A 10,032-nucleotide genomic window follows, 5' to 3' on the forward strand; every position below is an offset into this window, starting at 1 on the left:
GTCGCATCGTCCTTGAAATACTGGATCAGCGTGCCCGGTTCGGGGCCTTCATAGAGGATCTTGGCCTTGCCTTCGTAGATCTGGCGGCGACGTGCCATGGGCGGGTGTTCCTTCGCGCTCAAAAGCTATCGCCCCGGTGGCGGAATCGGCTGACGACCGCGACCCGGGGCGTTCACCCGGCGCATACAGAAGCGCGCATGTGAAAGCAATTGCGGCGGGCAGGTGCGGTGGTTAGCGCGCGCCGGATGATTGTCGAGAGTCGCACACCCTCACCGTTGGTCGCACAAAGCGAAGACCTAGCAAGCCTGGAAAGGTTGGGGCGGCTACGCACCCTTACTTCGCGCCAGGGCATTGATTTCGCTTCGAACGATTACCTTGCGCTGTCCGTATCACCACGGCTTGCCGGGGCCGCGCAGGCGGCACTGGAGCGGAGTGTGCCGACGGGATCGGGCGGGTCACGATTGCTGCGCGGCAACCATCCGGAGCATGAAGTGCTGGAGACGGAAGCGGCGCAGTTCTTCGGCAGTGAGGCCGCGATCTGGTTCTCGACTGGCTACGCCGCCAACAGTGCCCTCCTTTCGACCCTGCCGCAGCGGGGGGACTGCGTGTTCCACGACGAGCTGGTGCATGCCAGCGCGCACGAGGGCCTGCGGCTGTCGCGGGCCGAGGCGCGCGCCGTGGCGCACAATGACGCGCAGGCTTTCGACGATGCGATCCGTGGGTGGCGGCGCGCCGGAGCGGTCGGAACACCGTGGATCGTGGTCGAGAGCCTCTACAGCATGGACGGCGACCGCGCACCGCTGGAGGAGCTGGCGGTGATCGCCGAACGGCACGGGGCCATGTTGGTGGTCGACGATGCCCATGCCACCGGAGTCTTCGGGCCCGACGGACGCGGTCTTGCCGCCGGGCTGGAGGGGCGCGAAAACGTGATCGTGCTCCACACTCTCGGCAAGGCGCTGGGCTGCGAAGGGGCGCTGCTCACCGGCTCACGCATGATGCGCGATCACCTGGTCAACCGTGGGCGCGGCTTCATCTTCTCCACCGCGCCGTCACCGCTGATGGCGGCTGTCGCGCGCGAGGCCTTGCGAATCTGCGTCGATGAGCCGGAGCGACGCAGCGAACTGTTGGCGCTGGTCGACCATGCAGCGTGCGTGCTGGAGCCACTGGGTGTGCGGCCAAGCGGGTCGCAGATCGTCCCGCTGGTCATCGGAGACGACACGCGCACCATGGAGGTGGCGCGGCGCGTGCAGCAGGCAGGCTTCGACCTGCGCGGAATTCGCCCGCCGACCGTACCCACGGGCACCAGCCGCCTGCGGATTACACTCACGCTCAATGTCACGCGCGTGGATATCGATGCGCTTGCCGGTGTGCTGCGGGAGGCGCTGGCATGACCGGCTTCATCGTCACCGGGACCGATACCGATGTCGGCAAGACCATCTTCGCCGCCGCCTTGGCGGGCGCGATGCGGGGCTGGTACTGGAAGCCGGTCCAGGCGGGGCTGGAGGAGGGAACCGACGCGGGAAGCGTCGGTCGCCTCTCGGGACTGCCAGCCGATTACATCCTGCCCGAAGCCTATCGCCTTACCTCGGCCTGCTCGCCGCATCGCGCCGCCGCCATCGACGGAGTGACAATCGATGCGGCGCGGCTGGCGCTGCCGTTGCAGCGCCCGCTTGTGGTCGAGGGGGCTGGGGGCGCATTGGTCCCGTTGGGCGGGGACATGCTCTACGCCGATCTCTTCGCGCGCTGGGCCCTGCCGGTGATTGTCGTCGCGCGGACCGGGCTGGGCACGATCAACCATTCGCTGATGACGATCGAAGTATTGCGTGCGCGCGGGTGCCAAGTGCACGGCGTGGCATTCGTCGGCGCGGCGGTGGAGGATAGCGAGGCGACGATTGCGCGCCTGGGTCAGGTGCGACGGCTGGGGCGTCTGCCGTGGCTGCCAGAACTGAATGCCGATGCGCTGGCAAAGGCATTTACCGATGGCTTCGATCTGGGTGACTTCGCATGAGCAACTCCCCCGTCTGGCACCCCTTCACCCAGCACGGGCTGGGCGAACCGGTACCGCTGGTCACCCGAGCCGAGGGCGCCATGCTGTACACCGCAGATGGACGTCGGGTGATCGATGCGATCTCGAGCTGGTGGGTGACCACGCATGGGCATTGCCATCCGCGCATCATGTCTGCCGTGCGCGAACAGGCCGAACGGTTAGACCAGATGATCTTCGCCGGGTGGACCCATGAGCCCGCGGAAGCAGTCGCTGCGGAGCTGTGCAGGATCATGCCTGAAGAGCTGACCCGGGTGTTCTTCTCCGACAGCGGCTCGACCTCGGTCGAGGTGGCACTCAAGATGGCGCTCGGCCATTTTGCCAATCGCGGCGAGCCGCGCCACCGGCTGGTGGTGATGGAACATTCCTATCACGGTGACACGATCGGGGCGATGTCGGTCGGCGCGCGCGGCGTCTTCAACGCCGCCTATGCCCCGCTGCTGTTCGATGTCGGGCGCATTCCCTTTCCGGGCGAGGACCCGCAGGCAACGCTCGACGCGCTTGAGGCCGAATGCCGCAAGGGTGCGGCGGCCTTCATCGTCGAGCCGCTGGTGCTGGGGGCGGGCGGGATGCTGATGTATTCGCCGCGCGTCCTCGCGCAGATGCGGGATATCTGCGCAGCCCATGGCGTTTTGTTCATCGCCGATGAGGTCATGACCGCCTGGGGACGGACGGGAACGCTGCTGGCCTGCGAACAGGCCGGCGTGGTGCCGGATATCCTCTGCCTTTCGAAGGGCCTGACCGGCGGTTCCTTGCCGCTAGCGGTGACGATGGCGAGCGAGGCGATCTGGGAATCGCATATCTCGCAGGATCGCGCGAAGACCTTCTTCCACTCGTCGAGTTACACCGCCAACCCGCTCGCCTGCGCAGCTGCCGCGGCGAACCTTGCGATCTGGCGCGACGAGCCGGTCCGCGAAAGGATTTCCTCGCTCGCGGCACGGCAACAGGCCCATCTCGCAGCATTGTCCAACCACCGCGCGGTCCGCAACGCCCGACGCTGCGGGACAATCGCTGCGCTCGAATTGGGTGGTGCGGAGGGCGCCTACCTGTCCGACCTCGGTCCGCGCCTGCTCAGGCGGTTTCGCGAGGCCGACCTGCTGCTGCGCCCGCTGGGCAATACCGTCTACGTGATGCCCCCCTATTGCATCGATGACAGCGATCTGGCGAGGGTTTGGGAAGCGATCGCCGAGGCGGCGGATGAGTTGGCTGAGGCCTAATGCACCGCGCGCGACGGCGCGTCCTCTACTGCGGGGGCATGGTCGTCCTTCAGCTTGGCAATCAGCCGCCCCAGCGTGGCGCGCTGGATCAGGACGCTGAAGAGCACCGCGGCAAAGGTCGCAGCAAGGATCAGTTCGCGGGTTTCGCCTGGCGGTAGCGAAAGCACCAGCGCGATCGATATGCCGCCGCGCAGTCCGCCCCATACGAGCACGCGCCCCGCGCCCTTTTCCGACAGCCGGGTTGCCGGGATTGCCTTGGTCGACAGGGCGACCGAGATGGCGCGTGCGGCCAGCGTCAGCGGGATCGCGGCAAGGCCGAACAGCAGGTCGTCGACGCCTGGCGCCAGCGCGATCATCTCCAACCCGATCAGAAGGAACAGGACGGAATTGAGCAGTTCGTCGACCAGCTCCCAGAACTTGAGGACATAGTCGCGGGTCACGTCGCTCATCGCAAAGGTAACCCCCTGGTTGCCGATCAGCAGGCCGGCGACCGCCATGGCCAGTGGGCCCGAGACATGCAGGCTCGAACACAGTGCATAGCCGCCCATGACGACAGCAAGGGTGATCAGCACCTCAAGCGTATATTCGTCCATGCTGGCGAGCGCGCGATAGCCGACCCAGCCGAAAACCAGCCCCACCAGCACCCCACCGCCAGCCTCCAGCGCGAACAGCCGCGCGCCTTCGCCCAGCGAGAAGTCCGCCCCGGTCAGCGCCGCGCCCAGCAGGATCGAGAAAACCACGATGCCCACGCCGTCGTTGAACAGGCTTTCACCCGCGACCGCACTTTGCAGCGACAGGGGAACGGCCTCCTCGCGCAGTACGCCGAGCACCGAAACCGGATCGGTGGGCGATATCAGCGCGCCGAAGACGAAGTACCAGATCGGCGCGATCGGCAGGCCCAGCGCCAAGCCCGCGCCCCATGCTGCGAAACCAACAAGGACCGTCGAAACGATCACGCCGACGGTTGAAAGCATCAGCACCGGTAGCCACGCCACCTTCAGCCGGTCGAGATCGACATGCAATGCGCCGGCGAACAGCAGGAAGCTGAGCATCCCCTGCAGCAGGGTTTCGGTGAAATCGAGTTCGGCCAGCAGGCCGGTCACGCGATCGTCGATCGTGATTCCCGGGATGAAGGCATTGGCCACCATCAGCCCGATCGCGACCAGGGCACCCATCACCGTCAGTCCGATCACATGCGGCAGCTTGACGAAATGATGGTTGAACCAGCCGAGCAGGGCGGAGGCCACCACCAGCATGGCGGCCATGTCGAAAGCGGAGAGCGCGTCGGAAGCGGTTTCGTGCATGGGCTGGGGGTAGCGCCTGCAGGGCGGCAGGTGAAGCTTGCGCGGCCCCGGATGCCCGGGCAAAATTGCAGCCACATGCACCACTATTCCCATTCAGGCCTTTCGGTTGTGTCCGAGATCGAGCTTCCCGAATGGGCCGCCTTCGCCGCAGGGGATCGGGGTGAGCCCGATATCACCATTGCCCTGTCGGATGCGCGCATGCCCCACTTCCCGGTGGACGGCAGCACGATGGCATGCGGCGATACCGCAAGTTTCGCCATTGAAGGCGTGGGGGGATGGCAGCTGGAAGCCGGGCGCCGGATGACGCTCTATCCCAGTCTGGCCGCCGATCCGCGCGAATTGCGCCTGTTCACGCTGGGAAGCGCATGGGGCCTGCTCGGCTACCAGCGGGGCCTTGCCATGTGGCACGGCAGCGCGGTGGAACGCAGCGGGCGCGCGGTGCTGTTCTGCGGCGAATCGGGTGAGGGCAAGAGCACCATGGCGGCTGCGGCGATCGCGAGTGGCGCAAGCCTTGTTGCGGACGACCTCAGCCGGGTCGACCTGGGCGGCGAGGGGGCGATGATCTTCCCCTCGAGCGCACGCATCAAGCTGTGGAGCGAGGCGATCGACCGGTTGGGCTGGCGCGACCGCGTGACGGAACGCGACTGGATGCGCAATGACAAGTTCCACTGTTCGGTTCCATTGCATCATGCGGGCGACGATGCGCTGCCGCTCGCTGCGATTGTCGTGCTGGCAACCGGGGACGCCCTGTCCTTCGAACCGCTAACCGGCGGCGAAGCGCTCAAGGCGGTGCTGGCGGGCACGATCTACCGACCCGACGCGCTTGAGGCGATGGGCCTGTGGGGCGAACAAGGTGCGCTTGCGGCGCGGGCGGTGGCGCAGGTGCCGGTATTCAGGCTCACGCAGCCGCGCGATCTCGCTGCGCTGGGTAGCGCGGTCAGGCTGCTCTGGGATGGGCTATCGCGCGGGTAGCGAAGTGGTGCCCAGGGGCGGAGTCGAACCACCGACACGACGATTTTCAGTCGTCTGCTCTACCACTGAGCTACCCGGGCACACTGCTTCGGCGGAGGGGCCGCAATAGCCCCGCGAGCAATGAGAGCGCGCCTATGGCGAAGGCCCGCGCGCTTGGCAAGGGGGTAATTCAGTCGTCCCTGCCGCGCAGCACTTCGTCGGCGATTTCCTCGGGGTGCGCGGGACGGCCGGGCACGGCGTAGCCATCGCCGAACCACTGCGCCAGGTCGCGATCGCGGCAGCGGGGCGAGCAGAAGGGCGCAAATTCCGCACTGCGGGGTTTCCTACAGATAGGGCAGGGTTTGGTCGTGCTCATAGCGGCACGATCTGGGCCTGAGCCGCTTCGATCGCAAGTCCGGGATTGGTTTCGACGCGCGTGGGCCGGCCGGTCCGACGCTCCAGCTCGGCTAGCCATTCGGGCGCGAGTTTCGCCTGCAACGCGGGATGGACGGTGAGCAAGGTTGCCCCGGGCCCCTCGACCATCTCGGCGCGGCGGAGCGCCATCCGTGCGGCCATGTCGACCCGCGCTGTGGCGAAGCGGTGGAGCAGTGAGGGGCCTTCCAGCCGCGCTACGATATGCACGAAGCCGAAGCCGTTCATGGCGGTGCGCTCATGCGGCCACTGGGCCAGCGCATCGTCAATCGCGGCGTCGACCGCTTTGCGGTCGGCCTTCGCCTCGAGCGACGGAAAGTCGATCCCGATCGAGCCGCCGAGGTCGAACAGCGGCAGCGTGTGGGCGAGCGCAGGCACGGCGGACAGCGCCAGTTCGCGCGGCGACAGGTCGCCATCGATGTCGATCACCGTCATGGCCGGGGTCACGCTGAACAGCAGAGAACCGCCGGGGAACGCGACTTCGCCAGATGCGGCGCTGTCCCAGGCCTCTTCCCAAAGCCCGGATGGGAACCGCCGAACAATCCGCCCGATCACGAAGGGGTCGACGGAAGCGTCGCTGGTAGTGGCCGGTGATGTGGCAGGGCGCGCCTGCGCACGCTTCAATCGCCCGCTTTCGGCGATGGCAGCGCGGGTGATGACGGCATCGAAGGCCTGACCCTCGGAAAGTTCGCGAGGTATCTTGTCTACCAGGACATCGGTTCCGGTCGCATCTCGCGCGACCCCGCGACGGGTACCTGCCGGTCTGGAGAACAGGGTCAGTCTGACCGGCTTTCCGGCGTAGAACTCTTCCGGCCAACGCAGTTTCGCCGCCAGCACGTCGCCGTTCTCAATCAGCAGCGCGCGCTGCTCGCCGATCCCTTGCTCGACCAGCCACTCAGCCAATGGAGAATCCCGCGGCCTTGAGCAGCGCGCGGGTCTCGTAGAGTGGCAAGCCGACCACGCCCGAATGGCTGCCATCGATCCGCCGGATCAGGCCCTCGGCCGCGCCCTGAATGCCGTAGCCGCCGGCCTTGCCTTCCCATTCGCCGCTGGCGAGATAGGCCTCGATCTCTTCGGCGGAGAGGCGCTTGAAGATGACGATGGTTTCGCTCAGCCGTTCGCGCAGCGTGCCGTCGGGCGCACGCAGGGCGAGGGCCGAAAGTACCCGATGGCGGCGACCTGAAATGAGATCGAGGCACTCGCGCGCGGTCGCCTCGTCTTCGGCCTTGGGCAGGATCCGGCGACCGACCGCGACCACCGTGTCGCCTGCCAACACGAAGCTGTCAGACGGGGCGGCCACTTCGGCCTTCTCGCGCGCCATGCGCCGCGCATAGTCGCGCGGCAGCTCGCCCTTGCGAGGGGTCTCATCGATATCCGAAGGAGCGACGGCGTCCGGTGTCACCCCAAGTCGAGCGATCAATTCGCGGCGACGCAGGCTGGCAGACGCGAGGATGAGTGTGGGCTGGCCCACGCGGTCTTACTGCGGGCCGGGGCCGCCGCGACCGGGCATGAAGCGGTAGGTGATGCGCGCCTTGGTCAGGTCATACGGCGTCAGTTCGCACAGCACTTCGTCGCCAACCAGCACGCGAATGCGGTTCTTGCGCATCTTGCCGGCGGTGTGACCCAGCACTTCATGACCGTTTTCGAGCTCAACCCGGAACATCGCGTTCGGCAGCAGCTCGACTACCTTGCCGCGCATTTCGAGGAGTTCTTCTTTGGCCATGCAGTTCTGGTTTCCGGTAATTGTGGTGAATTCGTGGCCGCGGCCTTTAGCGGGCGCCGCGCCAAAAGGGAAGCCTCGGCGCGCTGGCCCCGTATCCGACCGACAGGCTACATTCATCGACCGGCGACAAAGCGATACAGGAACCGGTCTTGCGCCTGTGAATTCAAACCCGCAATGACGCCCGGGGCGAGTGAGCCGGATTCCTCTTGCTTGGACTACGCATTGAAAACGCTTGCCACTTTTTCCGTATCGCTGATCGCTGTTGCCTGGAGCATGGGTGTCCAGGCGCAGGATGCCGCGCAGGCTCCGCCGCCTGCCAGGGATGACGCCGAAAACCCCGTATATGATCCGAACACGATCATCGTGTCGGGCGAGCGTATTCGTGGCCAATTGATCGTCGATCAACCGCCTGTCGCGGAATATGACGCCGAAGACATTGCCGCTTTCGGCGGCAGCTCCATCGCCGATATCCTCGAGGCGCTGGGACCGACAACGTCGAGCGGGCGCGGGTCGCGCGGTGGACAACCGGTTATCCTGGTCAACGGCATTCGCGTGTCGAGTTTCCGCGAAGTTGCTTCCTATCCGCCCGAAGCCATCGCCAAGGTCGAAGTCTTCGCCGAAGAAGTTGCGCAGCGCTTCGGCTACGATCCGGACCAGCGCGTGGTCAATATCGTGCTCAAGAACGACTTTTCCGCACTAACGGCCGAACTAGAGCTCGAGACACCCGATAGCGGCGGCTATGCGCGCAACCAGCAGGAGGCGACCTATCTCAAGATCGCCGATGGCGGGCGGCTCAACTTCAATCTCAACCTGCAGGACACCAGCGCCCTGACCGAGGACGAGCGCGGCTTCGTCGTGCCCTCGACCATTCCCGGCATTGTTGATGAAGCACCATTCCGCAGCCTCATTGCCGATAGCTATTCGGCCGCCGGCACCGTCAACTACGCGCGCGCCTTCATCGAAAGCGGCGCGTCGCTCAGCCTCAATGGCACGGCCGCCCGGAACGAGAGTACCGCGTTTTCGGGCCTCCGCTCGATAGCAGGCACCATCTCGACGCTGGAGCGGCGGAGCCAGACCGATACATTCTCGTTCGGCGGCGCCTATAACCGCCGGATCGGCGACTGGCTGGCAAGTCTGACCACCGACGTGGTGCTGGCAGATGCTGACACGGAGATCGATCGCCGCAGTGATGCGGGTTTCGATCTGGCCGAGTCGCGTACGCAGACGATCGAGAACAAGGCGACTTTCACCGGCCATCCATTGGAACTGCCCGCGGGTGAGGTGGCGACGACCATCGACCTCGAATTCGAGTGGAAGCGGCTCGAAAGCAGCGACACCCGGTCTGCCGGCGAGGCATCGGTTACTCGCCGACGGCTCCGCTCCGGCCTCAATCTCGTGGTGCCGATCGCCGAGCGCGGTGGTGCCTGGGGCGCCATCGGTACCTTGAGCGCCAATTTCTCCGCGGGGATCGAGGATCTGTCGGACTTCGGTTCACTGACGCGCTGGAGCGCCGGGCTCAATTGGTCGCCCTTCGACAGTCTCAACCTGCAGGCTACCCGCATCAGGCGCGAAAGCGCGCCCAGCATATCGGCGCTCGGTAATCCCCGGGTCGATACGCTCAATGTGCCGCTGGTGGACTTCGCAACGGGGAACGAGGTCTTCGCCACCGTTGTCAGCGGCGGTAACCCCAACCTTGCCGCCGAAACCCAGTCAGACTGGAAGTTCGGCGCCAACTGGGAACTGCCGTTCTGGAAGGACACGCGCCTGCAGGTCGATTACGCGATCAATCGATCGCGCGACGTCACGCTGACATCGCCATCCTATACAGCGGCGTTCGAAAGCGCGTTTCCCGACCGGGTGAGCCGCGATGGCGCCGGTGATCTCCAGTCTGTCGATCTGCGCCCGGTCACGCTCTATCGCACCTCCAGCCGCTCGCTTTCCTTCGGCCTGAGCACGCGCGGCGCGGTTGGCAAGGCCCGTCCACAAGCCGGCGGGGGGCAAGGTCCGGGCGGTCGCGGCCCGGCGGGCTTTGGTGGCAGACCACCGGCAGGCGGAACCGGTCCAGGGCGCGGTGTGGGCTTCGATCCGGCGCGCTTCCAGCAGTTGCGGCAGCAATTCTGCGCGGTGCCCGAAGGCACCATGCCCGATTTGTCGCAATTGCCCGAACAGATGCGTGCACGCCTCGCCGGGCCGGACGGGCAGCCCGATCCGGTCAAGGTCATGGAACTGCGCCAGCGTTTCTGCAGCGAACAGACCGCGCAACAGTTCGACGCGATGCGCACCGCACTGTGCGCCGAACCCTTCGATCCGGCCAAGCTACCGCCCGAAATGCTCGAACGGCTCAAGGGACCGGATGGTCCG

General features: G+C 66.1%; 11 protein-coding genes and 1 tRNA gene. 5 read left to right on the forward strand and 7 right to left on the reverse strand.

From position 1 onward, the window contains the following. Positions 1-98: phosphoribosylaminoimidazolesuccinocarboxamide synthase (locus AAFM29_RS15365; RefSeq protein WP_341713670.1), on the reverse strand; the 98-nt coding region annotated here is incomplete at its 3' end. Positions 99-245: 147 nt separating this feature from the next. On the opposite strand from AAFM29_RS15365, the gene AAFM29_RS15370 reads away from it, so the two are divergent. Genes AAFM29_RS15370 through AAFM29_RS15380 form a run of 3 tightly spaced genes read left to right on the forward strand, consistent with a single transcriptional unit; the run spans position 246 to position 3,261 of the window. Continuing rightward, the gene (locus tag AAFM29_RS15370; protein ID WP_341713661.1) at positions 246-1,391 is read left to right on the forward strand and encodes an 8-amino-7-oxononanoate synthase; all 1,146 of its coding nucleotides are present in this window, start codon (positions 246-248) and stop codon (positions 1,389-1,391) included. Then, on the forward strand, positions 1,388-2,008 hold the full coding sequence (gene bioD / locus AAFM29_RS15375) for a dethiobiotin synthase (RefSeq protein ID WP_341713662.1): 621 nt from the start codon (positions 1,388-1,390) through the stop codon (positions 2,006-2,008). The genes AAFM29_RS15370 and bioD overlap by 4 nt, the downstream gene beginning before the upstream one ends. Beyond that, positions 2,005-3,261, forward strand: a complete 1,257-nt coding sequence (locus AAFM29_RS15380) for an adenosylmethionine--8-amino-7-oxononanoate transaminase (protein ID WP_341713663.1) — start codon at positions 2,005-2,007, stop codon at positions 3,259-3,261. The genes bioD and AAFM29_RS15380 overlap by 4 nt, the downstream gene beginning before the upstream one ends. Here the strand turns inward: AAFM29_RS15380 and AAFM29_RS15385 are convergent. Further along, positions 3,258-4,565, reverse strand: a complete 1,308-nt coding sequence (locus tag AAFM29_RS15385) for a sodium:proton antiporter (RefSeq protein ID WP_341713664.1) — start codon at positions 4,563-4,565, stop codon at positions 3,258-3,260. The genes AAFM29_RS15380 and AAFM29_RS15385 overlap by 4 nt on opposite strands. 75 nt (positions 4,566-4,640) lie before the next feature. Here AAFM29_RS15385 and AAFM29_RS15390 point away from each other — a divergent pair, with 75 nt between their 5' ends. Further along, positions 4,641-5,537: a hypothetical protein gene (locus tag AAFM29_RS15390; RefSeq protein ID WP_341713665.1), complete on the forward strand. Its 897-nt coding sequence runs from the start codon at positions 4,641-4,643 to the stop codon at positions 5,535-5,537. A 5-nt stretch (positions 5,538-5,542) separates the two neighbouring features. Here AAFM29_RS15390 and AAFM29_RS15395 read toward each other — a convergent pair. From AAFM29_RS15395 to infA, 5 genes are all read right to left on the reverse strand, one after another. Continuing rightward, a tRNA-Phe gene (locus AAFM29_RS15395) sits at positions 5,543-5,617 on the reverse strand. Positions 5,618-5,706: 89 nt separating this feature from the next. Then, a complete protein-coding gene (locus AAFM29_RS15400; protein WP_341713666.1) occupies positions 5,707-5,892 on the reverse strand; it encodes a DNA gyrase inhibitor YacG in 186 nt (61 codons plus the stop codon). Further along, complete coding sequence (locus AAFM29_RS15405; protein ID WP_341713667.1) at positions 5,889-6,851, reverse strand: ribonuclease; 963 nt, start codon at positions 6,849-6,851, stop codon at positions 5,889-5,891. Before AAFM29_RS15405 ends, AAFM29_RS15400 begins: the two co-directional genes overlap by 4 nt. Beyond that, on the reverse strand, positions 6,844-7,419 hold the full coding sequence (locus AAFM29_RS15410; RefSeq protein ID WP_341713668.1) for a nucleoside triphosphate pyrophosphatase: 576 nt from the start codon (positions 7,417-7,419) through the stop codon (positions 6,844-6,846). The genes AAFM29_RS15405 and AAFM29_RS15410 overlap by 8 nt, the downstream gene beginning before the upstream one ends. Before the next feature lie 6 nt (positions 7,420-7,425). Next, positions 7,426-7,671, reverse strand: a complete 246-nt coding sequence (gene infA, locus AAFM29_RS15415; RefSeq protein WP_047806247.1) for a translation initiation factor IF-1 — start codon at positions 7,669-7,671, stop codon at positions 7,426-7,428. A 222-nt stretch (positions 7,672-7,893) separates the two neighbouring features. On the opposite strand from infA, the gene AAFM29_RS15420 reads away from it, so the two are divergent. Further along, on the forward strand, positions 7,894-10,032 hold a 2,139-nt coding region (locus tag AAFM29_RS15420; RefSeq protein WP_341713669.1), incomplete at its 3' end, for a hypothetical protein.

Origin of the sequence: Erythrobacter sp. (genome assembly GCF_038133525.1) — a bacterium.
GTDB lineage: Bacteria > Pseudomonadota > Alphaproteobacteria > Sphingomonadales > Sphingomonadaceae > Qipengyuania.

Excerpts from the sequence above, each read along its gene's own strand:
- infA (WP_047806247.1), bottom strand. The coding sequence starts at position 7,671 with ATGGCCAAAGAAGAACTCCTCGAAATGCGCGGCAAGGTAGTCGAGCTG.
- AAFM29_RS15370 (WP_341713661.1), top strand. The coding sequence starts at position 246 with ATGATTGTCGAGAGTCGCACACCCTCACCGTTGGTCGCACAAAGCGAA.
- AAFM29_RS15385 (WP_341713664.1), bottom strand. The coding sequence starts at position 4,565 with ATGCACGAAACCGCTTCCGACGCGCTCTCCGCTTTCGACATGGCCGCC.
- AAFM29_RS15380 (WP_341713663.1), top strand. The coding sequence starts at position 2,005 with ATGAGCAACTCCCCCGTCTGGCACCCCTTCACCCAGCACGGGCTGGGC.
- AAFM29_RS15400 (WP_341713666.1), bottom strand. The coding sequence starts at position 5,892 with ATGAGCACGACCAAACCCTGCCCTATCTGTAGGAAACCCCGCAGTGCG.
- AAFM29_RS15390 (WP_341713665.1), top strand. The coding sequence starts at position 4,641 with ATGCACCACTATTCCCATTCAGGCCTTTCGGTTGTGTCCGAGATCGAG.
- bioD (WP_341713662.1), top strand. The coding sequence starts at position 1,388 with ATGACCGGCTTCATCGTCACCGGGACCGATACCGATGTCGGCAAGACC.